At 71.5% G+C, this 22,243-nt stretch carries 20 protein-coding genes; 8 read left to right on the top strand and 12 right to left on the bottom strand.

Features of this window, described 5'->3' with window-relative positions; translation table 11 throughout:
• Positions 1-301 precede the first annotated feature (301 nt).
• Positions 302-1,819, bottom strand: coding sequence for a beta-ketoacyl-[acyl-carrier-protein] synthase family protein (locus ABD346_RS17470; RefSeq protein ID WP_344375783.1), 1,518 nt, complete (start codon positions 1,817-1,819; stop codon positions 302-304).
• 198 nt (positions 1,820-2,017) lie between these two features.
• Between ABD346_RS17470 and ABD346_RS17465 the strand changes: the two genes are divergently transcribed.
• The 4 genes from ABD346_RS17465 (at position 2,018) to ABD346_RS17450 (ending at position 5,188) form a co-directional block, all read left to right on the top strand.
• The gene (locus ABD346_RS17465; RefSeq protein WP_344375781.1) at positions 2,018-2,953 is read left to right on the top strand and encodes a pseudouridine synthase; all 936 of its coding nucleotides are present in this window, start codon (positions 2,018-2,020) and stop codon (positions 2,951-2,953) included.
• Between the two features lie 122 nt (positions 2,954-3,075).
• Positions 3,076-4,020, top strand: coding sequence for an aldo/keto reductase (locus tag ABD346_RS17460; protein WP_344375780.1), 945 nt, complete (start codon positions 3,076-3,078; stop codon positions 4,018-4,020).
• Positions 4,017-4,328, top strand: coding sequence for an L-rhamnose mutarotase (locus ABD346_RS17455; protein ID WP_344375779.1), 312 nt, complete (start codon positions 4,017-4,019; stop codon positions 4,326-4,328). The genes ABD346_RS17460 and ABD346_RS17455 overlap by 4 nt, the downstream gene beginning before the upstream one ends.
• Positions 4,325-5,188 (top strand): amidohydrolase family protein, encoded by an 864-nt coding sequence (locus ABD346_RS17450; protein WP_344375778.1) that lies wholly within the window; start codon positions 4,325-4,327, stop codon positions 5,186-5,188. The genes ABD346_RS17455 and ABD346_RS17450 overlap by 4 nt, the downstream gene beginning before the upstream one ends.
• Positions 5,189-5,523: 335 nt before the next feature.
• Here ABD346_RS17450 and ABD346_RS17445 read toward each other — a convergent pair whose 3' ends face one another.
• Genes ABD346_RS17445 through ABD346_RS17430 form a run of 4 tightly spaced genes read right to left on the bottom strand, consistent with a single transcriptional unit; the run spans position 5,524 to position 10,487 of the window.
• A complete protein-coding gene (locus ABD346_RS17445) occupies positions 5,524-6,159 on the bottom strand; it encodes an MBL fold metallo-hydrolase (RefSeq protein ID WP_344375777.1) in 636 nt (211 codons plus the stop codon).
• On the bottom strand, positions 6,159-7,244 hold the full coding sequence (locus ABD346_RS17440) for an S-(hydroxymethyl)mycothiol dehydrogenase (protein WP_344375776.1): 1,086 nt from the start codon (positions 7,242-7,244) through the stop codon (positions 6,159-6,161). Before ABD346_RS17440 ends, ABD346_RS17445 begins: the two co-directional genes overlap by 1 nt.
• 55 nt (positions 7,245-7,299) lie before the next feature.
• On the bottom strand, positions 7,300-8,943 hold the full coding sequence (locus tag ABD346_RS17435) for an amidohydrolase (RefSeq protein WP_344375775.1): 1,644 nt from the start codon (positions 8,941-8,943) through the stop codon (positions 7,300-7,302).
• Positions 8,944-8,993: 50 nt separating this feature from the next.
• Complete coding sequence (locus tag ABD346_RS17430; protein ID WP_381226224.1) at positions 8,994-10,487, bottom strand: APC family permease; 1,494 nt, start codon at positions 10,485-10,487, stop codon at positions 8,994-8,996.
• Positions 10,488-10,604: 117 nt separating this feature from the next.
• On the opposite strand from ABD346_RS17430, the gene ABD346_RS17425 reads away from it, so the two are divergent.
• A complete protein-coding gene (locus ABD346_RS17425; protein ID WP_344375773.1) occupies positions 10,605-11,312 on the top strand; it encodes a TetR/AcrR family transcriptional regulator in 708 nt (235 codons plus the stop codon).
• A gap of 63 nt (positions 11,313-11,375) precedes the next feature.
• Here the strand turns inward: ABD346_RS17425 and ABD346_RS17420 are convergent, their stop codons facing one another.
• Together ABD346_RS17420 and ABD346_RS17415 are read right to left on the bottom strand one after the other, a co-directional pair.
• On the bottom strand, positions 11,376-12,833 hold the full coding sequence (locus ABD346_RS17420) for an amino acid permease (RefSeq protein ID WP_344375772.1): 1,458 nt from the start codon (positions 12,831-12,833) through the stop codon (positions 11,376-11,378).
• A gap of 230 nt (positions 12,834-13,063) precedes the next feature.
• A complete protein-coding gene (locus ABD346_RS17415) occupies positions 13,064-13,765 on the bottom strand; it encodes a FadR/GntR family transcriptional regulator (protein ID WP_344375771.1) in 702 nt (233 codons plus the stop codon).
• A 179-nt stretch (positions 13,766-13,944) separates the two neighbouring features.
• On the opposite strand from ABD346_RS17415, the gene ABD346_RS17410 reads away from it, so the two are divergent.
• Together ABD346_RS17410 and ABD346_RS17405 are read left to right on the top strand one after the other, a co-directional pair.
• Positions 13,945-14,454 carry a gluconokinase gene (locus tag ABD346_RS17410; protein ID WP_344375770.1) on the top strand — a complete coding sequence of 170 codons (510 nt, stop codon included), beginning with the start codon at positions 13,945-13,947 and terminating at the stop codon, positions 14,452-14,454.
• Between the two features lie 11 nt (positions 14,455-14,465).
• Positions 14,466-15,872, top strand: coding sequence for a GntT/GntP/DsdX family permease (locus ABD346_RS17405; RefSeq protein WP_344375769.1), 1,407 nt, complete (start codon positions 14,466-14,468; stop codon positions 15,870-15,872).
• Here ABD346_RS17405 and ABD346_RS17400 read toward each other — a convergent pair.
• From ABD346_RS17400 to ABD346_RS17385, 4 genes are all read right to left on the bottom strand, one after another.
• On the bottom strand, positions 15,869-16,567 hold the full coding sequence (locus ABD346_RS17400) for a cytochrome b/b6 domain-containing protein (RefSeq protein WP_381226229.1): 699 nt from the start codon (positions 16,565-16,567) through the stop codon (positions 15,869-15,871). The two genes, ABD346_RS17405 and ABD346_RS17400, sit on opposite strands and share 4 nt — an antisense overlap.
• Positions 16,509-17,240 (bottom strand): molybdopterin-dependent oxidoreductase, encoded by a 732-nt coding sequence (locus tag ABD346_RS17395; RefSeq protein ID WP_344375768.1) that lies wholly within the window; start codon positions 17,238-17,240, stop codon positions 16,509-16,511. Before ABD346_RS17395 ends, ABD346_RS17400 begins: the two co-directional genes overlap by 59 nt.
• An 83-nt stretch (positions 17,241-17,323) precedes the next feature.
• A complete protein-coding gene (locus ABD346_RS17390; protein WP_344375767.1) occupies positions 17,324-18,913 on the bottom strand; it encodes an APC family permease in 1,590 nt (529 codons plus the stop codon).
• Positions 18,914-18,988: 75 nt separating this feature from the next.
• A complete protein-coding gene (locus tag ABD346_RS17385) occupies positions 18,989-19,939 on the bottom strand; it encodes a hypothetical protein (RefSeq protein ID WP_344375766.1) in 951 nt (316 codons plus the stop codon).
• Between the two features lie 185 nt (positions 19,940-20,124).
• On the opposite strand from ABD346_RS17385, the gene ABD346_RS17380 reads away from it, so the two are divergent.
• Positions 20,125-20,565, top strand: a complete 441-nt coding sequence (locus tag ABD346_RS17380; protein ID WP_344375765.1) for an ASCH domain-containing protein — start codon at positions 20,125-20,127, stop codon at positions 20,563-20,565.
• On the opposite strand, the gene ABD346_RS17375 is transcribed toward ABD346_RS17380, so the two are convergent.
• Positions 20,562-22,217, bottom strand: coding sequence for an FAD-binding dehydrogenase (locus tag ABD346_RS17375; protein ID WP_344375764.1), 1,656 nt, complete (start codon positions 22,215-22,217; stop codon positions 20,562-20,564). The two genes, ABD346_RS17380 and ABD346_RS17375, sit on opposite strands and share 4 nt — an antisense overlap.
• Positions 22,218-22,243 lie beyond the last annotated feature (26 nt).

Below are 22,243 nucleotides of genomic sequence, written 5' to 3'. Positions count from 1 at the left end.
TATTCGCGTTGTCGGGTAGACGATCATGAGTGGATGAGCGAAGGAAGCCCCCTCCGCCCTGGATGGTCACGTGACCAACGCATGACCAACAGCGGTCCGAAACGGCCCGAAACAGGGGGAACGCATGACCAACGGCGCTGGTCAAGCCTATGGCGTGTCGGGTACGTTTTCGCAGGTCAGCTAGCTAATATGCTGGTGCCCGAGTGGAGAGTTCAAGTCCCCCCTCGGACACCAGCAGGAACCCCACTTCGGTGGGGTTCTTTTGCGTTTCCGGGGCTCATGAGCCCTGGCCCCGCCCGGCTCAAGGCCGGCGGAAGGCCAGGACCGCGTTGTGGCCGCCGAAGCCGAAGGAGTTGCTCAGGGCTATGTCGCCGCAGGGCGGCAGGGGGCGGGGGGTGCCGCGGACCACGTCCAGGCCCAGGCTCTCCTCGGGGTGGTCGCAGCCGACGGTCGGGGGTATCAGGCCGTCACGCAGGGTGAGGACCGTGGCGACGGCCTCCACCCCGCCCGCGCCGCCCTGGAGGTGACCCAGGGCACCCTTGTTCGCGGTGACGGGGATGTCGCGGGCATGGCTGCCGAAGAGGCGGCACAGGGCAAGGGCCTCGGTGCGGTCGCCGTCGACGGTCGCCGTGGCGTGCGCGTTGACGTGGGCGACATCGGCGGGCGTGGCTCCGGCGTCCGCGAGGGCGGCGCGCAGCGCGGCCTCGATGCCGCGGCCCTCGGGTTCGGGGGCCGCCATGTGGAAGGCGTCCGCGGACAGGCCCCAGCCGGCCGCCTCGCAGTAGATGCGGGCGCCGCGCGCCCGGGCGTGCTCCTCGTCCTCCAGGATCAGCACGCCGGCCCCCTCGCCCAGCACGAATCCGTCGCGGTCGGCGTCGAACGGCCTTGAGGCCGCGCCCGGTTGGTCGTTCCGGGTCGAGACCGCCCGCATCGCGGCGAACGCGGCGAGGATCTCCGGGGTGATCACGGCTTCCGTGCCGCCCGCGACGACGAGGTCGACCCGCCCCGCGCGGATGGCGTCGATGGCCTGCCCGATCGCCTCCGTGCCGGAGGCGCAGGCGGACACGAAGGTCCTGGCCTCGCCGCGGATGTCGAGGTCCTTGGATATCTGGGCGGCCGAGGCGGACGGCACGGTCATGGGCGAGGTGTGCGGGGAGACCGCTCTCGGTCCGCGCGCGATGAGCGCGAGCCGGCTCTCGACCATGACGGGGGCGCCACCGATGATCGTGCCCATCGACACTCCGGTACGGGCCGGGCGAAGCCCGCTGGCCACCGTGCCCGAGAGGTCGAGTCCCGCGTCCCGCCAGGCCTCCCGGGCGGCGAGCAGCGCGAACTGGGCGGAACGGTTCATCCGCCGCGCCAGCGGCCTCGGCAGCAGGTCGGCGGGCTCGATCGCGGCCCGGGCGGCGAGGCGTACCGGCAGGCCGTCGAAGTCCGGGCCCTCCACCACCGAGACCCCGGAGCGGCCTTCGAGCAGGCCCTGCCACAGCCCGGACACGTCGCCGCCGAGCGGGCTGACGGCGCCGAGACCGGTCACCACGACCCGACGGCGCCGGGGGGCCGCCGGATCCGGCAGATCGGCCGGATCGACCCGCGTCGTACGGACGACCTGGCGTTCGTAACGCGGCAGCACGCGCTCCAGGTCCGGGCCGCCGGTCAGGGGGCGCAGTTGCAGCCGGGTCTTCGTCTCGGTCACCGGCGCCGTGCGCACCACCACGAGCCAGGGGCCGTCCGGATCCGTCGCGATGACGTCCCCGGGCACCAGTTCACTCGTGGTGAGCAGGACACATTTGCCGCCCATGACCGACTCTTCACTCATTGTTTCCCTTTGCCTCATTTGCGGCAGATCACGATATTTCCTCACTCAATCCCTTCAGGCAGCATGCCTTCCGAACGCGAGGAAAGCAGGCCCGGGAGGGCTGCCTCATCCGCTCTTCTTCGGCCCCGCCCTGCGCGACAAGGGCGCTGACCTGGGAATCTCTTGCATCTGCGGGGTCCGTTGGGGTTCTCTGGTTCTGTGAGACGCAGATCCAGGACCCCGGCCGCCCCGCTCGCGCAGCGCGACGGCATCGATCCGGTACGTGTGCGGCTGCCCGCCGACCCGGAGGGCCTCTGGGCGACGGTCGGTGATCATCTCCTGGGCCGGTTCGAGGGGGCGGTCGGCGCGGAGCGGGTGGCCGCGATGCTGCGCGAGGGGCGGTTTGTCGGCGCCGAAGGGGCGCTGAGCGGGGCGGAGGCGTACCGGGCCGGGATGCACGTGTGGTTCCACCGGGACTTCGCGCCGGAGGTGCCGGTGCCGTTCCGGATCGGGATCGTGTACCGCGACGAGCGGATCGTGGTCGCCGACAAGCCGCACTTCCTCGCCACCACACCCCGGGGCCGGCACATCACCGAGACGGCGGTGGCCCGGCTGCGGCGGGATCTGGCGCTGCCCGCGCTCCAGCCCGCCCACCGGCTCGACCGCCTGACCGCGGGCCTCGCCCTGTTCGTCGTGCGGCCCGAGGACCGGGGCGCGTACCAGAACCTGTTCAGCGGGCGCCGGGTGCGCAAGGAGTACGAGGCGGTGGCCGCGTACGACCCCGCCGTGGCGCTGCCCGTGACCGTACGCAGCCGGATCGTGAAGGAGCGCGGGGTCATCGCCGCCCGCGAGGAGGCGGGCGAGCCCAACGCCGAGAGCCGGATCGAACTGGCCGAGCGGCGCGGCGCGCTCGGCCGCTATCGCCTGCTTCCCGCGACCGGCCGCACGCACCAGCTGCGGGTCCATATGCACGGGCTCGGGCTGCCGATCCTCAACGATCCGGTGTATCCGGTGGTCCTGCCGGAGTCCGAGCCGGACGACTTCGGGGCGCCGCTGCAACTGCTCGCCAAGGTCCTGGAGTTCACCGATCCGGTGGATGGCCGGGCCCACAGGTTCGAGAGCGGGCTCCGGCTGGCGGCCTGGCCTGCCGAGTAGGGGCCCAGAGGACTGCGAGCCGCGGGCCATGCTCCAGACATCGGATCAATTCGGGGTCCGCGTACGGAATCTGGAGTCCCAGGGGTGCCTGAACCCCGCAAAGGTCTGATAAATATGCGGGCATGCGTGCTACCTCGCTGGGTGCGGGCCGCTGTCCGGTGACCGCTCTGTCCCTGGGCGGCGCCGCTCTCGGCAACCTCTTCACGCCGCTGTCGGACGAGACGGCCCGGGGCGCGGTCGACGCCGCCTGGGCCGCTGGCGTCCGCTATTTCGACACCGCCCCGCACTACGGGCTCGGGCTCTCCGAGCGCCGCATGGGTGCGGCGCTGCGTGACCGCCCCCGGGACGCGTACACGCTCTCCACGAAGGTCGGCCGGATCCTGGAGCCCCGGGAGGGCGGCGGGGACGATCTCGCTCAGGGGTTCGCCGTCCCGGCCACGTACCGGCGCCGCTGGGACTTCAGCGCGGACGGGGTGCGCCGCAGCATCGAGGCCAGCCTGGAGCGGCTCGGGCTCGACCGGATCGACATCGTCTACCTCCACGACCCTGACGACCACGGCGAGCAGGCGCTCCGCGAGGCCTACCCGGCGCTGGAACGGCTGCGCGCGGAGGGTGTCGTACGGGCCATTGGCGCCGGGATGAACCGGACCGGGCTGCTGACCCGCTTCCTGCGCGAATCGGACGTGGACGCCGTGCTCTGCGCCGGGCGCTACTCGCTGCTCGACCAGCGCGCGGCCGACGAACTGCTGCCGGAGGCCGCCGCGCGCGGCAAGAGCGTGGTGGTCGGCGGGGTCTTCAACTCGGGGCTGCTCGCCGATCCGCGGCCCGGCGCGACGTACGACTACGCGGCCGCTCCCCCGGATCTCGTCGAACGGGCGCTGAAGATCAAGGCGGTCTGCGCGGGGCACGGGGTCGCGCTGCGGGCCGCCGCCCTGGCCTTTCCGCTGCGGCATCCGGCGGTGGCGAGCGTGCTCGCCGGGGCGCGTTCGGAGGCCGAAGTCGCCGACACCGCGGCCATGTTCGCCACGCCGGTGCCGGAAGCGCTGTGGGAGGAGCTGGGCATATGAGGGTCGCGCTGCACACGCGGGTCCGGGCCGACCGCATCCCGGAGTACGAGGCCGCGCACCGCGAGGTGCCGCCGGAACTCACGGCCGCGATCCGCGCGGCCGGGGCCACGGCGTGGACGATCTGGCGCAGCGGTACCGAGCTGTTCCATGTGATCGAATGCGCGGATTACGGTCGCCTGCTGAGCGAGTTGGCGGAACTGCCGGTGAATGTGGCGTGGCAGGTTCGGATGAGCGAACTGCTCGATGTCGCGCACGATTATTCGAGCGAGGGCGCGGGGGCCGGGCTTCCTGTGGTGTGGGAGCTGTGAGCGGGGCCGGCTTCGTCGACGCGCATCATCATGTGTGGGATCTGGGCGTCCGCGACCAGGACTGGATCACCGGACCCCCACTCTCGCCGCTGCGGCGGAACTTCACACTGGACGACCTGCGGCCCGAGGCCTCGTCCGCCGGGGTCACGGCGACGGTGGTCGTCCAGACCGTGACCGTCGCGGAGGAGACTCCGGAGCTTCTCTCGCTCGCGGACGGCAGTGATCTCGTGGCCGGGGTGGTCGGCTGGACCGACCTCACCTCGCCGGGCGTCGCCGATGAGCTGGCCCGGCTGCGCGGGCTGCCCGGCGGCGGGCACCTCGTGGGGATCCGGCACCAGGTGCAGGGCGAGACGGATCCCGGGTGGCTGTTGCGTCCCGATGTGCGGAGGGGGCTGGGGGCGGTGGCGTCGGCCGGGCTCGCGTACGACCTGGTGGTGCGCGCGGACCAGCTGCCCGCGTGCGCGCGGGCCGCGGCGCTGCATCCCGAACTCACCTTTGTCCTGGACCACTTGGGGAAGCCGCCCATCGCCTCCGGGGCGCTTGAGCCCTGGGCCTCGGACCTTCGGGCGCTGGCCGCCCTGCCGAACACCGTGTGCAAGCTGTCGGGGATGGTGACGGAGGCTGACTGGGCGGCCTGGACCGTGGCGGATCTTCGGCCGTACGCCGAGACGGTGCTCGACGCGTTTGGGGCGGGGCGGGTTTTGTGGGGGTCGGACTGGCCGGTGTGTGTGCTGGCGTCCTCGTACGGGGGCGTGGTGGGGGCGGCTCGGGGGGTTGTGGCGGGGTTGAGTGCGGGTGAGCGGGGGGCGGTGTTCGGGGGAACGGCCCGGGAGGTCTACGGCTTGCCGCCTCCGGCGTGACTCTCCCCGCCCGCCCCTTCCCGGCTGTGACACTCTGCGGCTCCGCCGCGTGGCTCCGGGGGATTCCATCGACTGCGCCCCTGTGGGTGGCTCCTGGGGCTCCGCCCCGGACCCCGTTCGCGCCTGAAGGGCGCTCGTCCTCAGACGCCGGACGGGCTAGAGATGCCGGTACTGGCCAGGAGCGATGCTGCTGGGGTGCGGGGAGCTGCGCGGGCAACGACGCACGGTCCGCAGGCGAAAAGGAGTAGGGGGGCGGGGCACAGCCCGAGGGGGCTCGCACGGGTCCTGCCAGGGGCGCGGGGAACTGCGCAAAGAAGCCACCCGCGCCCCCGGAGTCAGTGGCCCCGCAGAACCCACTCCCCCAAGTGCGGCGCCTCCGCGCCCACCGTCGTGGCGTCCCCGTGCCCGGTCCGCACGACCGTCTCCCCCGGCAGCACCAGCACCCGCTCCCTGAGCGAGTCGATGATCGTGGGGAAGTCCGAGAAGGAGCGGCCCGTCGCGCCCGGGCCGCCCGCGAACAGGGTGTCGCCCGTGAAGAGCGTGCCCAGCGCCTCGGCGTACAGGCAGACCGCGCCCGGGGCGTGGCCCGGGGTGTGGAGCACCTCCAGCGATACGTCCGCGATCGACAGCCGCTCCCCGTCCGCCAGTTCGCCGTCCGGCATGCGGTCCGGGTGGGTCTGCTTCCAGAGGGGGAGGTCGGCCGGGTGCAGCAGGATCGGCGCGCCCGTCGCCTCCGACAGCGCCGGCGCCGCGTCGATGTGGTCGTTGTGGGCGTGCGTGCACAGGATCGCCCGGAGTTCGCGGCTGCCCAGCGCGGCCAGGATCGCCTCCGCGTCGTGCGCGGCGTCGATGACGACCGCCTCCTCGTCGTCCCCGACGATCCACACGTTGTTGTCGACTTCCCACGTGCCCCCGTCGAGAGCGAACGTGCCGGACGTGACCAGATGATCGATTCGTGCGCGAACGGTCATCAGAACTCCACCACCGAGCGAAGCACATCGCCTTCGTGCATGCGCTCAAAGGCCTTTTCGACCTCGTCCAGCGCGATCGTTTCCGTGACGAACGCCGCCAGGTCGATCCGGCCCTGCTGATGCAGGTCGATCAGCATCGGGAAGTCGCGCGAGGGCAGGCAGTCGCCGTACCAGGAGGACTTCAGGGCGCCGCCCCGGCCGAAGACGTCCAGCAGGGGCAGTTCCAGGGTCATGTCCGGGGTCGGGACGCCCACCAGCACCACCGTGCCCGCCAGGTCGCGGGCGTAGAACGCCTGCTTGTACGTCTCCGGGTGGCCCACCGCCTCGATGACGACGTCCGCCCCGTTGCCGCCGGTCAGCTCGCGGATCGTCTCGACGGCGTCCTGTGTACGGGAGTTGACCGTGTGGGTGGCGCCCATCGACTTGGCCGTCGCCAGCTTCCGTTCGTCGATGTCGACCGCGATGATCCTGGCCGCGCCCGCGAGCCTCGCGCCCACGATCGCCGCGTCGCCGACGCCTCCGCAGCCGATGACGGCCACCGAGTCGCCCCGGCCGACGTTGCCGGTGTTGATGGCCGCGCCGATGCCCGCCATCACTCCGCAACCGAGCAGGCCCGCCACGGCCGGGGACACCGCCGGGTCGACCTTGGTGCACTGGCCCGCCGCGACCAGCGTCTTCTCGGCGAACGCACCGATGCCGAGGGCGGGCGACAGCTCGGTCCCGTCAAGGAGCGTCATCTTCTGCTTCGCGTTGTGCGTGTCGAAGCAGTACTGCGGGCGGCCGCGCAGGCAGGCCCGGCAACTCCCGCATACCGCACGCCAGTTGAGGATCACGAAGTCGCCGGGCGCGACGTCGGTGACACCCTTGCCCACCGACTCCACGATCCCGGACGCCTCGTGGCCGAGCAGGAACGGGAACTCGTCGTTGATACCGCCCTGCTTGTAGTGCAGGTCGGTGTGGCAGACGCCGCAGGCCTGGATCTTCACCACGGCCTCGCCGGGGCCCGGGTCGGGCACCACGATGGTCTCCACCCGTACGGGCTGGTTCTTCCCCGGTGCGATGACCCCTTGGACCTGCTGCGACATTCCGCCACTCCCTGTTCATGCCGTTGGGCGTATTCGGGTGTATCTGGAATACACCCTATGAGGTGGCGTCGTGCACCTGGTGACCTCCGACGTAGGTCGCGAGCACCCGGGTCGCGCCGATCTCCTCCGGCGGTCCCGCGTACGGGTCCCGGTCGAGCACCGCGAGGTCCGCGAGGGCGCCCGTGCGGATCGAGCCCGTGTCGTCGAGGTGGTTCACATGGGCCGTTCCCGCGGTGTACGCGGCGAACGCCGCCGTCAGGGTGATCCGCTGCGCGGGGAGGAAGACCGGGCCCTTCTCGCCGGGCGCGATCCGGTTCACCGCCGTGTGGATGCCCTCCATCGGGTCGGGGCTGCTGACCGGCCAGTCCGAGCCCGCCGCCACGGTCGCCCCGGAGTGGAGCAGCGCCGCGAACGGGTACTGCCACCCCGCCCGCTCCTCGCCGAGGAAGGGGATGGTCAGCTCGTCCATCTGGGGTTCGTGCGAGGCCCACAGGGGCTGGATGTTGGCCGTCGCCCCGAGCGCGCGGAAGCGGTCGATGTCGTCAGGGTGGACGATCTGGAGGTGGGCGAGGTGCGGGCGCGTGTCGGTCCAGCCGTTGGTCTCGCGGGCCGCCTGCACCGCGTCGAGCGCCTCGCGCACGGCCCGGTCGCCGAGCGCGTGGAAGTGGGCCTGGAAGCCGAGCGCGTCCAACTGTGTGACGTACGAGCGCAGTTCGGCCGGGTCGACGAAGCTGGTGCCGGTGTTGGCGGTCGCGCAGCCGCAGGCGTCGAGGTAGGGGCCGAGCAGGGCCGCGGTGCCGGTCTCGGCGACACCGTCCTGCATGATCTTGACCGACCCGGCGCGGAACCGGCCGTGGCTCAGCTCCCGGCGCCGCTCGACGAGTTCGGGGATCTGCTCGGCGCCGCGCTCGCGGTCCCACCACAGCGCGCCGACGACCCGCGCGGTCAGCGATCCGTCGCGGGCGGCGGTCACATAGGCGTCGGCGGGGTCGTCCATCGAGCCGAAGCTGCCGACGATCGCGTCCTGCCAGGCGGTGATCCCGTACGAGTGGAGATGGGCCTGGGCGCGCAGCAGGGCGGCGAGCCGCTCGGCCGGGGTGGATCGGGGGGTGTGCCGGCCGACCAGGTCCATGGCTCCCTCCTGGAGCAGGCCGGTCGGCTCGCCGGTCGCGTCGCGCTCGATGCGGCCGTCGGCGGGGTCGGGGGTGTCCCGGGTGATGCCGGCGAGAGTGAGGGCGCGGGTGTTGACCCAGGCCCCGTGGTGGTCCCGGTTGGGGAGGTAGACGGGCCGGTCGGGCACGACGCGGTCGAGGAGGTCGCGGGTGGGGCTGCCGCCCTCGAAGGCCTCCATGGACCAGCCGCCGCCGGTGATCCACTCCTGCCCGGGGTGGGCGTCGGCGTAGGCCCGTACGGCCGCGAGTGTGTCGGCCGCCGTGATGAGGCCCGTGAGGTCGCAGCGCGCCAGCTCGATGCCCGCCGACACCGGGTGGACGTGGGCGTCCTGGAAGCCGGGGATCAGCAACTTCCCGGCCAGATCGACGACTTGGGTCTTCGGGCCGATCAGCTCGCGCACCTCGTCGTGGCCGACGGCGGTGATGCGGTCCCCGGTGACGGCGACGGTGGTGGCGCGGGAGCGGGCGGCGTCCAGGGTGAGGACCGGGCCGCCGGTGAAGACCAGGTCGGCGGGGGTGTGGCGCATGTGTGGATCCATTTCCATAGGAGTACGGAGATCTCTAGGGGTACGAGGATTCAGGCGGCTTCCGCGCCCAGCGGTGCCGGGTCGGTTTCCATGGTCGAGAGTCCCGTGACGAAGTACGGGGACTTTCTTACCCACTTGGCCCAGGCCGCGGCGACGAAGCCGCTGAGCAGCATCACCGCGGGGCACAGGAGCATGAACCAGCCGTTGTCGGGGCTGATTTCGAAGTGGTCGGCGGAGGTGTAGAAGGTCCAGCCGAGGTAGCCGCCGAGGGCGAGCAGGAACAGCGCGCTCAGGGCCGGGATCACCACGGCCCGTACGGCCTCGCCCACGCTCTCCTTCAGCGCGCCGCGGAAGCGGCTCGCCGCGGCCAGGGCCGTCAGCGCGTAGTAGAGCGACACGACGATTCCGATGGCGTTCACGGAGGCCAGGATCAGGTCGCCGATCTTGGGGATGAGCAGCGAGAGGACGGCGATGGCCGCCGCGACGCAGCCGATCGCGACGGTGCCGGCCGCCGGAGTCCCGTACCGGGGGCTGACCTTGAGCCAGAGCGGGCCCAGCGTGCGGTCGCGGCTCATCGCGAACATGCCGCGCACGGTGGGGATGACGCCGGACTGGAGCGAGGCGACCGCCGAGAAGGTCAGCGCGATCAGGGGCAGGGCCGCGAGCGGCTGGGCGGCGAGGCGGTCGCCGAAGAAGGTGAGGCCCTGGGCTCCGTGACCCACCAACTCGTCCTGGGAGAGCACCCGCTGGAAGGCGAAGGAGCCCAGCAGGAACAGGCCGAGCATGGTGAACAGGGTGATGAGTCCGGCCTTGGAGGCGTCCTCGGGATCCCGGATCTCCTCGTTCACGCTGAACGTCGACTCGAAGCCCCAGTAGCAGAAGACGGAGAGCAGCAGGCCTTGGGCGAGGGCCTGTCCGGAGGGGATGGTGAAGGGGTTCAGCCAGTCGAGGCTGAAGGGGTGCGAGCCCTTGATGAGCCCGTAGCCGCAGAAGCCGAGCAGCACCGCGTACTCGAAGACCAGGAGCCACTTCTGGAGGGTGGCGGCCGAGCGGGTGCCGACGACCGCGGTGAAGGTGACGGCGACCAGGATCACGATGCCGATCGCGGTCGACTGGGCCGTGGAGTCGGGGTCCAGACGCAGCCCGCCGAGGGTGTCCAGGCCCGCCTCGCCCGCCAGTTGGAGGAGCGCGGAACCGGTGACGGCGGTGGTGTAGGAGAGGAAGACGACGGTCGAGACGATACCGATCCAGCCGGTCAGAAAGCCCAGCCAGGGGCTGAGCGAGCGGCCCACCCACACATAGCCGCTGCCCATGTTGGGCTCGACCTTGTTGAGCCGCGTGTACGCGCTCGCGATGCCCAGGATCGGGACGAACGCGAGCAGCATGACGATCGGGAGGTGCAGGCCCACGGCGCCGGCCGTGACGCCGAGTCCGATGCCGATGCTGGTGGTGGCGGCCGTGGAGGAGGCCGCTATGGCGACGCCGTCGAGGACGCCGAGGCTCTTGCGCAGGACGGGCGGGTCACTGCCGTAGGGAGTGCGCACGGTCGCTCCTTCGCCGAGGGGCGCTTTTCGGCCCCGATGGCGGCACATCGAACTCCGGGTGAAGCCGGTGCGTCAACGCTGTTGTCATAAAGCGCGCCGCTTCGTAGGGTGCGGCGCATGAGCGAGCGAGTCGTACCGGACGGGGAGCGGCGGCGGCGCCGGCCCACCAAGCGGGGCACGGTCCTGTCCGAGGAGCTGATCGTCGAGACGGCGCTGCGGCTGATCGGCGAGCACGGGGCGGCGGCGCTGACCGTGCGCCGGCTCGGCACGGCGCTGGGCGCGGATCCGAGCGCGCTCTACCGCTACTTCCACGACACCGACGATCTGCTGCTCGCGGTGGCGGACGAGCTCATCGGGCGCACCCTGAAGGTCTGGCGGCCGACCGGTGAGTGGCGGGCCGACCTGCGCTCCCTCGGGCTGCGCATCCACGCCGACTACCAGGCCCATCCTCAGGCGGCGCTGCTGACCTGCACACGGGTGACCGGGCGGGTGCACGAGATGCGGTCGGTGGAGACGATCCTCGGGATTCTGCGCGGGGCCGGATTCCCGGACGCCGAGGCGGTGCGGATCTACCACGTCTTCGTCGACCAGGCCCTGTCGTTCGCGGCCCTCGACGCGGCCGTGCTCACGCTGCCCAAGGAGTCCAGGACCCTGGAGGAGCGGGCCTGGCGGGAGCGGTACGCGGGGCTGCCGGCGGACACCCATCCGCATGTGGCCGCGACCGCGCCGACGCTGGTGGCGGAGATGGGCCGCAGCGCCTATCCGGCGGCCCTGGAGATGATGCTCGCGGCGGCCGCGTCCCGCCTGCAGCACGTCCGGGCCTGAGCACGAAAGCGGGCGGCACCCCCGTGACCAGGGGTGCCGCCCTCTCGATGCGCCTGGCCGGTGCTACTTGCCCGAGGCGATCGCGCCGACCCGCTTGCGGACCAGGTACCAGCCGCCGACGAGCAGGGCCGCGATGATCGGGAGGCAGTAGATCGTGGTGCGGCCGACGCCCCCGCCGTACCACATCAGGAACGCCACGGACGCGAGGAAGACCAGCGTCACGATCTGCGTGTACGGAGCCCAGGGCAGCTGGTAGGACGGGCGCTGGAGGCGGCCCTGCTGCGCGCGGCGCCAGAACAGCAGCGAGCAGATCATGATCATCGCCCAGGTGCCGAGGATGCCGATGGAGGCGAAGTTCAGCACGATCTCGAAGGCGTCGTCGGGCACGAAGCCGTTCAGGGCGACGCCGAGGACACCGAAGAAGGCGGTGAACAGCACGCCGCCGTAGGGGACCTTGCCCTTGTTCATGACGCCGACGAACTTGGGCGCGGAGCCCGCGAGCGACATCGAGCGCAGGATGCGCCCGGTCGAGTACAGGCCCGAGTTGAGGCTGGAGAGGGCCGCGGTGAGGACCACCAGGTTCATCACGCCGGCCGCACCCGGTACCCCGATCTTGTCGAGGACGGTGACGAAGGGGCTCTGGTTCTCGGAGTACTCGGTGTACGGAAGCAGCAGCGCGAGCAGCACGACCGAGCCGACGTAGAAGATGCCGACGCGCCACATGATCGAGTTGATCGCCTTGGGCAGGATCTTCTGCGGGTTCTCCGTCTCACCGGCGGCCACGCCGCACAGCTCGACCGAGGCGTACGCGAAGACGACACCCTGGATGACCAGCAGCATGGGCAGCATGCCCATCGGGAAGATGCCGCCGTGGCTGGTGATGTTGGCGAGGCCCGGCGTGGCGCCGTCCACGTCGTGCTGGGTGACCACGAGGTAGATGCCGACCAGCATGAACGCGACGAGGGCGACGACCTTGATGATCGCGAACCAGAACTCCATCTCGCCGAAGTACTTCACCGAGATGAGGTTGGCCGTCAGGACGACGGCGAGCGCGACGAGCGCGCAGACCCACTGCGGGATGTCGCTGAACATGGCCCAGAAGTGGGCGTAGGTCGCGGCCGCGGTGATGTCGGCGACGGCGGTGGTCGACCAGTTCAGGAAGTAGAGCCAGCCCGCCGTGTAGGCACCCTTCTCGCCCATGAACTCACGGGCGTAGGAGACGAAGGCGCCCGACGAGGGGCGGTAGAGCACGAGCTCACCCAGCGCCCGTACGACGAAGAAGGCGAAGACGCCGCAGACCGCGTAGGCGATCGCGAGCGAGGGGCCCGCGCCCGCCATCCGGCCGCCGGCACCGAGGAAGAGGCCGGTGCCTATCGCGCCGCCGATGGCGATCATGTTGATGTGGCGGGACTTGAGGTCCTTGCTGTAACCGGCATCACCGGCGTCGATGTGGGGGGTGCCCGTCGATGCCCCCGCGGGGACATCCTGGGTCTCGGCCGCAGGCATGGTGCGGTCACTCATGGAGTAGTTCGCCTTTGTGAGGGGTCATGCGGTCGTGCGGGACCGGCCGTACCGGTGATGCAGGTCGTCACCTTGGCAGGGACTAGACGTCACCTTGGCACGGACCAGCGGCCCATAGTCCCGGCTGTCGGCACAGTTTGGCAGTGTCCAATGTCACGTAGAGACAGATTTGAGGTGTTTCAGAGGTAACTAAAAGGTATCCGCTGAGCGTTTTTTGTTGCCTAGGGTACCTATGGGGCGAGGACGTCCAGTTCCTGGAGGGCACCGACCGCGATCTCGCGGGTCAGCCGCTCGGCCTCCGCGGCGTCCCGTCCGCGGACCGCCTCGGCCACCCGCACATGCAAAGTGACGGCCGCCGGGTCCGGATCGGGGAACATCACCTGGTGATGGGTGCGGCCGGTGAGAACCTCGGCGACCACGTCGCCGAGCCGGGCGAACATCTCGTTGCCGGACGCGTTGAGCACGATCCGGTGGAAGGCGACGTCGTGCACGAGGTACGCCTCCAGCTGGCGCCCGCGCGAGGTGGCGACCATGCCGAGGGCCTGCTCGGTGAGATCGGCGCACTGGGCGGGCGTCGCCCTGAGGGCGGCGAGCCCGGCGGCGACCGGCTCCACGGCGGAGCGCAGCACGGTGAGCGAGCGCAGCTGGCGCGGCCGGTCGGCGCCCGCGAGCCGCCACCGGATGACCTGCGGGTCGTACACGTTCCACTGCTCGGCCGGCTTCACGGTCACGCCGACCCGGCGCCGGGACTCGACCAGGTCCATCGATTCGAGGACGCGGACCACTTCGCGGACCACCGTGCGCGAGACGTCGAAGCGCTGGGCCAGCTCGTCGCTGCGCAGCACGCTGCCCGGCGGGTACTCGCCCGCGGTGATCGCCAGACCCAGGCTGTCGAGCACATGCGTGTGGAGCCCCCGGGCCTGAGTCGTCATGGGCCAAGCGTACGGGCCCTCAGGGACGGCTACGGGCCCGCCGTCGAGGCTTGCGGACCGACATCGCGAGCTCAAAAGTATGACTTTTAAATCACGACCTCTTGAATATGTCGTACCTAATGGGTTTGAGTGTGCGCGACGGACATCGATGTCGACGAAGACAGCGAGGCACCACCCGCATGAACTCCCCCCTGACCGTCGTCGTGATGGGCGTTGCCGGGACCGGCAAGACGACCATCGGGCCGCTGGTCGCAGCACGGCTCGGCGTCCCCTACGCCGAGGGCGACGACTTCCACCCCGCGGCGAACGTCGCCAAGATGTCCGCGGGCATCCCGCTGGACGACGAGGACCGCCGGCCCTGGCTCGACGCGATCGGAGCGTGGGCACACGACCGGGCCGGGCTCGGCGGGGTCGTCTCCAGCTCGGCGCTCAAGCGCGGCTACCGCGACCGGCTGCGGGCGGCCGCCCCCGGCCTCGTCTTCCTGCATCTGACCGGCGACCGCGCGCTCATCGAGCAGCGGATGGCCGAGCGCAAGGGGCACTTCATGCCGGCCGCGCTGCTCGACTCGCAGTACGCCGCGCTCCAGCCGCTCGGCCCGGACGAGGCGGGCGTCGCCGTCGACGTGTCCGGCACCCCCGAGGACATCGCGGAGCGGGCCGCCGCCGCGCTGCGACCGCTCACCATCTAAGGACTTCCACCGTGACCAGACTCAGCGTCGAGTTCCTGGCAGCGGATGCCACGCAGCCGATCACCTCGGCCGGCAACACCCAGCTGGGCATTGCCGTACTCGCGGGCATCGCCGTCATCGTCCTGCTCATCACCAGGTTCAAGCTGCACGCCTTCCTGGCCCTGACCATCGGCTCGCTGGCGCTCGGCGCCTTCGCGGGCGCCCCGCTCGACAAGGCGATCGCCAGCTTCAGCGGCGGCCTCGGCAGCACGGTCGCCGGCGTCGGTGTGCTGATCGCGCTCGGCGCCATCCTCGGCAAGCTGCTGGCCGACTCCGGCGGCGCGGACCAGATCGTCGACACCATCCTGGCCAGGGCCGGGAAGTCCGGCGGGCGGGCGATGCCCTGGGCGATGGTGGCCATCGCCTCGATCATCGGGCTCCCGCTGTTCTTCGAGGTCGGCATCGTTCTGCTGATCCCCGTGGTGCTGCTCGTCGCCAAGCGCGGCAACTACTCCCTGATGCGCATCGGCATTCCGGCCCTTGCCGGTCTGTCCGTGATGCACGGCCTGATCCCGCCGCACCCGGGGCCGCTCGTCGCCATCGACGCGATCGGCGCCAACCTCGGCGTGACGCTGGCGCTCGGTGTCGTCGTCGCCGTTCCCACAGTGATCATCGCGGGCCCGCTGTTCTCCAGGTACGCGGCTCGCTGGGTCGACATCCCGGCCCCGGACAAGATGGTGCCGGCCCGCCCGTCGGAGGATCTTGAGAGGCGGCCGAGCTTCGGTGCGACCATCGCCACCGTGCTCCTCCCGGTCGTCCTGATGCTCGCCAAGGCGCTGGCCGACATCGTGGTCGACGACCCGAAGAACCACGTCCAGCGGGTCACCGACGTCATCGGCTCGCCGCTGATCGCGCTGCTCGCGGCCGTCCTGGTCGGCATCTTCACGCTGGGCCGGGCGGCCGGCTTCAGCAAGGAGCGGATCTCGGTGACCGTCGAGAAGTCCCTGGCTCCCATCGCGGGCATCCTGCTCATCGTGGGCGCGGGCGGCGGTTTCAAGCAGACGCTGATCGACGTGGGCGTCGGGCAGATGATCCTGGACTTCTCCAAGGACTGGGCGATTCCGTCGCTGCTGCTCGCCTGGCTGATCGCGGTGGCGATCCGGCTCGCGACGGGCTCCGCGACCGTGGCGACGATCTCCGCGGCGGGCCTGGTGGCGCCGCTGGCGGCCGACATGTCGACCGCGCACGCCGCCCTGCTCGTGCTCGCCGTCGGGGCCGGCTCGCTCTTCTTCAGCCACGTCAACGACGCCGGGTTCTGGCTGGTCAAGGAGTACTTCGGGATGAACGTCGGCCAGACGGTCAAGACCTGGTCGGTGATGGAGACGATCATCTCGGTGGTGGCACTCGGCTTCGTCCTGCTGCTCTCACTCGTCGTCTAGCTCCGGCTCGACTCCCGGTCGATCCGGTCCGCCTCCTCGTCCGGCTCCGGTTCCCACAACGGGTGTTCACGTTTCGCCCAGCGCCGTTCGACCGACCCGGTGCGCATGCCGCGGCGTGCCTCCGGGTCGCCGAACGCCATCCACACATGCCCGATGACGACGATGCCGACGGCGAGGGAGAGCCAGTCGTGCACGAACGTGGACCCGATCCGCACCTCGATGGGCGCCAGGTGCGTGAACCACATCAGCAGTCCCGTCCCCAGCATCACCAGGGCGGCCCCCGCGATCCAGCCCGCGTACACCTTCTGTCCGGCGTTGAACTTCCCGGCCGGACGCGGCTCCCGTTCCCGGCGCAGCACGGTGCGCAGCCAGGTCCTGTCGTACGGGAAGAAGCGGTTGAGGCGGCCGAGGTCCGCGCGGAACGCCCGCGAGGCCAGGCCGAGCAGGGCCGGTGCGGGAAGCAGCACCCCGCAGATCTCGTGGACCCGCACCACCAGCTCGCGACGGCCGACGGCCTCGGCGAACTGCGGGATGTAGAGGATCGCCGCCGTCACCACGCAGGCGCCCATCAGCCAGGCCGTGGCCCGGTGCACCCACCGCTCCCCCGGCGTGAACCGCCTTACCGTGTAAGGGAGTTCATGAGGTGGGGGTGTCTTCGCGTCCGTTGGACCGGCCGACCCAGGCGTCGGTGTCATAGCCTCGCTCCTCCCAGTATCCCCGCTCGACCTTTTCCGTCACGGTGATCCCGGACAGCCATTTCGCCGACTTGTAGAAGTACATGGGCGCCACATACAGCCGGACCGGCCCGCCGTGGGCGTGGCTGACCGGCTTGTCCTGCATGCTCAGGGCGATCAACACGTCGTCGCGGCGCGCCTGTTCGAGGGTGAGGCTCTCGCTGTACGCGCCGTCGAAGCAGGTGAAGCGGACCGCCCCGGCGCCCGGCCGCACCCCGGCCGCATCGAGGAGCCTCGACAGCTGCACCCCGGCGAAGGGCGTGCCGGGGACCCGCCACCCGGTCACGCACTGCACATCGCGCACGAGGCGCGTCTGCGGCATCGCGCGCAGAGTGTCGAGCGTGTACGTGGCGGGCCTGGTGACCAGGCCGTCGACGGTGAGCCGGTAGTCGGCGGCACTCCTGTCGGGCACGGAGGCGGTGACCGAGTAGTAGCGGAAGCCGCCGCCGTTGGGCAGCAGGTTGGTGAGCCCGGTGGGGTCCTTGTCGGCGGCGGCGCCCAGGAACGACTCCAGGCCGCCCTGGACGTAGCGCGCCGAGGCGACCCCGGCCACGCCGAGGCCGAGCATGCCGAGCACGAGCCGGCGCCCGACGGGTGCGCCGCGCGCGGGCGGCGGGGTTGGTTCTGGTGTCACGCGACGATTCGAACACCGGGGGGCCGGTCCTGCCAGGGATCCCGGCCGTCCGTCACCGTTCCGTCAGAAATCCCGCAGGTGGCTCACAGCCCGGCGGCGCGGCCCGTCTCGCTCTCCTCGGGCCGGCGGCTGCCCGGCACCACACCGGTGCCGCGCTCGGCGGCGGCCGTCCGCTCCAGCTGGAAGGCCTCGTTGCCGAGGCCGATCCGGGCGTGCACTTCGGGCCTGCGCGCCCGCAGCACCAGGCCGTAGCCCAGGCCCGCCACCAGCGCGAGGACGATGATCCCGGGCAGCACCCAGTTGAGCGCGTCGTCGGGCCCCGCGCCTACCAGCACGTGGAACTGCTTGACGGTGTACGCGGCGATGCCGAGCAGTGCGATGCCCGCGGCGCCCGCGGCGAGCAGCCGCCACAGCTGGGCCCCGGCCGCTCCCCTGCGTACGAAGAAGACGATCACGGCGAGCGAGGCGGCGGCCATCAGGAGGATCACGCCGAGCGCGCCGACGTTGCCCATCCAGGTGAACAGGTGCATGACGGGGGCGGTCGGATCGCCGGCCGGCCAGTGGTCGGTGAGCGCGAAGGCCGCGACGACCACCACCGAGATCACGGTCTGGAGCAGCGAGCCGCCCGCCGGGGCGCCGCTGGCGCTGCTGGTGCGGGCGAACCCGGCGGGCAGCAGCCCCTCGCGGCCCATGGCGAAGACGTACCGGGCGACCACGTTGTGGAAGCTGAGCAGCGCCGCGAACATGCCGGTCACGAACAGGACGTGGAGGACGTCGGTGAACGTGCCGCCCAGGTTCTTGTCGGCCAGCGCGAACAGCAGCCCCGGGCCCTGCTTCTGCGCGGAGTCGACGATGTCGCCCGGGCCCGTCGCCAGCGTGAGCGCCCAGGAGCTGAGCGCGAAGAAGAGGGCGACGAAGCCGACGGCGAGGAACATGACGCGCTTGACGACGACGTGCGGGCGGCTGGTCTCCTCGGCGTACACCGGGGCCTGCTCGAAGCCGGTGAACGCGGCGATGCAGAAGCACAGGGCGATGCCGACGCTGCCGCCGCTCAGGCTGTGCGGGTTGAAGGCGTGCAGCGAGAGCACGTCGGCGGCCGGTTTCGCCACGGCCGCGCCGTCGAAGGCGACGACCATCACGACCTCCAGGGCCAGGAGCACCCCGAGCACCTTGGCGTTGAGGTCGATCTTCAGCCAGGCCAGCGCGCCGACGAGGGCGACCGCGAGCAGCGCCGGCACCCACCAGTCGATGCTCACGTGGAGGTAGGTGTCGAGCAGCCCGGACACCTCGAAGCCGAACATGCCGTAGATGCCGACCTGGAGCGCGCTGTAGGCGGCAAGGGCCACATAGGAGGCCGCGGCGCCCGCGGTCGGGCCGAGGCCGCGCGCGATGTACGCGTAGAACGCGCCCGCGTTGTGCACATGGCGGCTCATCTCGGCGTACCCGACGCTGAACAGGGCGAGGACCGCGCCGAGGATCAGGAAGAGCAGCGGCTGTCCGACGACGCCCATCGCGGCGAAAGCGGTGGGCATCACCCCGGCCACGACCATCAGGGGCGCGCTCGCCGCGAGGACCGAGAGGAGCAGTCCCGGGGTGCCGAGGCGGTCGGCGCGCAGCGCCCGGTCCTGCCCCTTGTACGTGCTGATCTCGGTCTCGCTGGTCTGGCTCGGCATGCGGGGTCTGCCCTTTCGGTACTGCCTTGGGAACAGGACGGGAGGTGCGGCCATGATGCGGGCCGGGTCCGCGCGCTACACGGAACCGAGCGCGGCGCTGCGCGCGGCATGGAAGGCGCGATACGGGTCGCGGTTGGGGTACGACCAGGGCGCGGGGGTGATGTGGCGCCCGATGCGGTGGAACAGGGCGGCGGCCTCGGCGGTACGGCCCTCGCAGTGCTTCGCGTGGGCCAGGAAGTTGAGGTCGATGCCGGCCCTGGGGTGGTCCTCGCGCTCCCACTCCAGCCACCAGTCGAACGCGCTCCTGATCACCTGGCCGGCCCGGCGGCCGGTCCAGTGCCCGGACGCGGCGGGGTCGCCGGGCCGGCCGCCGGCCGCGGCGAGCACCCGGTAGCGCTCGGCGTGGGCGATCAGCGGGAGCAGGGCGAGCGGGGAGTCGGCGGGGGCCCGGGCGGCCGCGGAGACGGCGAAGTCGTACACCTCGTGCAGCGGGTCGGGGCCCTCGCCGGGGCGGCGTTCGGCCAGGCGGGCGGCCATCAGGTGGTGGGCGTGGTGGTGTTCGGGGTGGCGGGTGCGCACCTCCTCGAAGGCGCGCACCGTCTCGTCCTCGGTGCCGAGCGCGCGGGCCAGCGCGAGCATCGCGAGCCAGGGGGTGGGGTCGGCGGGGGCGCGTCCGGCCGCGGTCAGGCACGCCTGGCGGGCGCGGTCCTCGGACTCCTTGCCACGCAGACACTTCTGGACACTGGCGCAGGCGAACAGGGCCGCGGCATCCGCGCTGTCGGGCTCGGCGAGCAGCCACTCGCGGGCCCAGACGACACTGGTCGCGGGTTCGGCGAGCACGGTGAGGCGGTGGCCGCGGCGGTCCCAGTCGTCGCCGGTCGCCCCGAGCAGCGAGCGGACCCTGGTCCACCGGCCCTGCGCCAACTGGTCCCGGACCGTGGCGAGTTCGGTGTCGTCGAGGGCCGGGTCGAACGACCGGCTGCCCCATCGGCGGGGGCGGCCGAGCGGGGGCGGAGGCGGGGACATCCGCGTACTTCCTGTGTGGGCGATGCCGCGTGGGCATGGGCGTGCGCTGAACATGTGCGCGATGGTCGCGGACAGCAAAGCGGTACGGGGTGCTCCGCGTCAAGGTCGTTCGGCCCTTGCGTTCCGGCGAACGTGAGCCTTGTTCAAGGGAGTTGAGGGCCCGGCGACCGGCATAGGCTGGGCTCATGAGCGAACAACAGCCCCTGCCCGAATTCCTGTTGGCTTTTCCGGGTCCCCTGCGTGACCAGCTGGTGTCGGCGGTGCTCAGCGGCGCGAAGACCTCGACGACCGGGCTGCTCGCCGACTACGAGCACGCGGGCGATCCGCTGCCGTACGTCGGCGAACGCAGCCGCCTCGTCGACTCGGCGGGCGAGGCGGTCGCCGTGATCGAGGTGACCGACGTGCGGGTCCTGCCCCTGGCCGAGGTCGACCTCCGGCACGCGATCGACGAGGGCGAGGGAGACGAGACCCTGGCCGGGTGGCGGGCCAACCACGAGAAGTTCTGGCGCAGCCCCGAGATGCTGGAGGCCGTCGGCGACCCGTCGTTCGAGGTCACCGACGAGACCCTGGTCATCGCCACCCGGTTCCGGCTGGTGGAGCGGGTGGCCTCACCGGGCGGGTCCTAGGACACCGCCTTCGCCGCCGCCCTTCCCGCCGCCCGGCCGGAGAAGATGCAGCCGCCCAGGAACGTGCCCTCCAGGGAGCGGTAGCCGTGGACGCCTCCGCCACCGAAGCCGGCCGCCTCCCCCGCCGCGTACACGCCCGGAAGGGGTTCGCCGCCTGCCGTGAGCACGCGGGAGGAGAGGTCGGTCTCCAGGCCTCCCAGCGACTTGCGGGTCAGGATGTGGAGCTTGACCGCGATGAGCGGGCCCGCCTTGGGGTCGAGGATGCGGTGCGGGGCCGCGGTACGGATGAGCTTGTCGCCGAGGTAGTTGCGCGCCCCCCGGATGGCGGTGACCTGGAGGTCCTTGGTGAACGGGTTGGCGATCTCGCGGTCGCGGGCCACGATCTCGCGGCGCAGCGCGGCCTCGTCGATCAGGGGCTCCTTGGTGAGCGCGTTCATGCCGCGCACCAGCGAGGCGAGGTCCTTCTCGACGACGAAGTCGGCGCCGTGGTCCATGAAGGCCTTCACCGGGCCCGGCACGTCGGCCCGCGCCCGCCCGATGACGCCCCGCACGGACTTGCCGGTGAGGTCGGGATTCTGCTCGGAGCCCGACAGCGCGAACTCCTTGCCGATGATCTTCTGGTCGAGCACGAACCACGTGTGGTCGTGGCCGGTCTTCATGATGTGGTCGAGCGTGCCCAGGGTGTCGAAGCCGGGGAAGAGCGGCACGGGCAGCCGGTTGCCGCGCGCGTCCAGCCAGAGCGAGGAGGGGCCGGGCAGGATGCGGATGCCGTGCCGGGCCCAGATCGGGTTCCAGTTCTGGATGCCCTCGGTGTAGTGCCACATCCGGTCGCGGTTGATGTGGTGGGCGCCGGCCTCCTCCGCGATGCCGAGCATGAGGCCGTCCACATGGGCGGGCACACCGGAGAGCATGTGCTCGGGCGGAGTGCCGAGCCGCTGGGGCCACTGTGACCTCACGAGGTCGTGATTGCCTCCGATGCCGCCGCTGGTCACGATGACCGCCTGCGCCGTAAGCTCGAAGGAACCGGTCACGGTCCGGGTGGACGCGGTCCCGCGCGCGGCGCCGGACGGCTCCAGGATCTCGCCGGTCACGGTGTCGACGGCCCCGGCGGTGCGTCCGAGGCCGGTGACCCGGTGCCGGAACCCGAACTGAACAAGCCCCCGGGCGGCGGCCTCCCGCACCCTCCGTTCGAACGGGGCCACGATGCCCGGCCCGGTGCCCCAGGTGATGTGGAAGCGGGGAACGGAGTTGCCATGCCCATTGGCGTCGTAACCGCCCCGTTCGGCCCAGCCCACCACGGGGAAGAACCGGACTCCCCGGGCGTGCAGCCACGCCCGCTTCTCGCCGGACGCGAAGTCGACGTAGGCCTCGGCCCACTTGCGCGGCCAGTGGTCCTCGTCCCGGTCGAAGCCCGCCGTGCCGTACCAGTCCTGCAGCGCGAGCGCGCGGCTGTCCTTGATCCGCATCCGGCGCTGCTCGGGCGAGTCCACGAGGAAGAGCCCGCCGAAGGACCAGTGGGCCTGGCCGCCGAGCGACTGCTCGGGCTCCTGGTCGAGCAGGATCACCTTCTTGCCGGCGTCCACCAGCTCGGCCGTGGCCACCAGGCCCGCGAGTCCCGCCCCGACCACGATCACATCGGCGTCGTACGCCATGGGCCCGTCACTCCGCTCGTCCGCCA

Source organism: Streptomyces mauvecolor, assembly GCF_039532965.1.
Classification (GTDB): domain Bacteria; phylum Actinomycetota; class Actinomycetes; order Streptomycetales; family Streptomycetaceae; genus Streptomyces; species Streptomyces violascens.
This window is presented reverse-complemented; position numbering and strand designations above follow the sequence as displayed.

What these genes read in the sequence shown, in the direction of transcription:
- ABD346_RS17470 (WP_344375783.1), bottom strand. Translation starts at nt 1,819, where the DNA reads ATGAGTGAAGAGTCGGTCATGGGCGGCAAATGTGTCCTGCTCACCACG.
- ABD346_RS17460 (WP_344375780.1), top strand. Translation starts at nt 3,076, where the DNA reads ATGCGTGCTACCTCGCTGGGTGCGGGCCGCTGTCCGGTGACCGCTCTG.
- ABD346_RS17455 (WP_344375779.1), top strand. Translation starts at nt 4,017, where the DNA reads ATGAGGGTCGCGCTGCACACGCGGGTCCGGGCCGACCGCATCCCGGAG.
- ABD346_RS17445 (WP_344375777.1), bottom strand. Translation starts at nt 6,159, where the DNA reads ATGACCGTTCGCGCACGAATCGATCATCTGGTCACGTCCGGCACGTTC.
- ABD346_RS17440 (WP_344375776.1), bottom strand. Translation starts at nt 7,244, where the DNA reads ATGTCGCAGCAGGTCCAAGGGGTCATCGCACCGGGGAAGAACCAGCCC.
- ABD346_RS17435 (WP_344375775.1), bottom strand. Translation starts at nt 8,943, where the DNA reads ATGCGCCACACCCCCGCCGACCTGGTCTTCACCGGCGGCCCGGTCCTC.
- ABD346_RS17425 (WP_344375773.1), top strand. Translation starts at nt 10,605, where the DNA reads ATGAGCGAGCGAGTCGTACCGGACGGGGAGCGGCGGCGGCGCCGGCCC.
- ABD346_RS17420 (WP_344375772.1), bottom strand. Translation starts at nt 12,833, where the DNA reads ATGAGTGACCGCACCATGCCTGCGGCCGAGACCCAGGATGTCCCCGCG.
- ABD346_RS17415 (WP_344375771.1), bottom strand. Translation starts at nt 13,765, where the DNA reads ATGACGACTCAGGCCCGGGGGCTCCACACGCATGTGCTCGACAGCCTG.
- ABD346_RS17410 (WP_344375770.1), top strand. Translation starts at nt 13,945, where the DNA reads ATGAACTCCCCCCTGACCGTCGTCGTGATGGGCGTTGCCGGGACCGGC.
- ABD346_RS17400 (WP_381226229.1), bottom strand. Translation starts at nt 16,567, where the DNA reads ATGACACCGACGCCTGGGTCGGCCGGTCCAACGGACGCGAAGACACCC.
- ABD346_RS17390 (WP_344375767.1), bottom strand. Translation starts at nt 18,913, where the DNA reads ATGCCGAGCCAGACCAGCGAGACCGAGATCAGCACGTACAAGGGGCAG.
- ABD346_RS17385 (WP_344375766.1), bottom strand. Translation starts at nt 19,939, where the DNA reads ATGTCCCCGCCTCCGCCCCCGCTCGGCCGCCCCCGCCGATGGGGCAGC.
- ABD346_RS17380 (WP_344375765.1), top strand. Translation starts at nt 20,125, where the DNA reads ATGAGCGAACAACAGCCCCTGCCCGAATTCCTGTTGGCTTTTCCGGGT.
- ABD346_RS17375 (WP_344375764.1), bottom strand. Translation starts at nt 22,217, where the DNA reads ATGGCGTACGACGCCGATGTGATCGTGGTCGGGGCGGGACTCGCGGGC.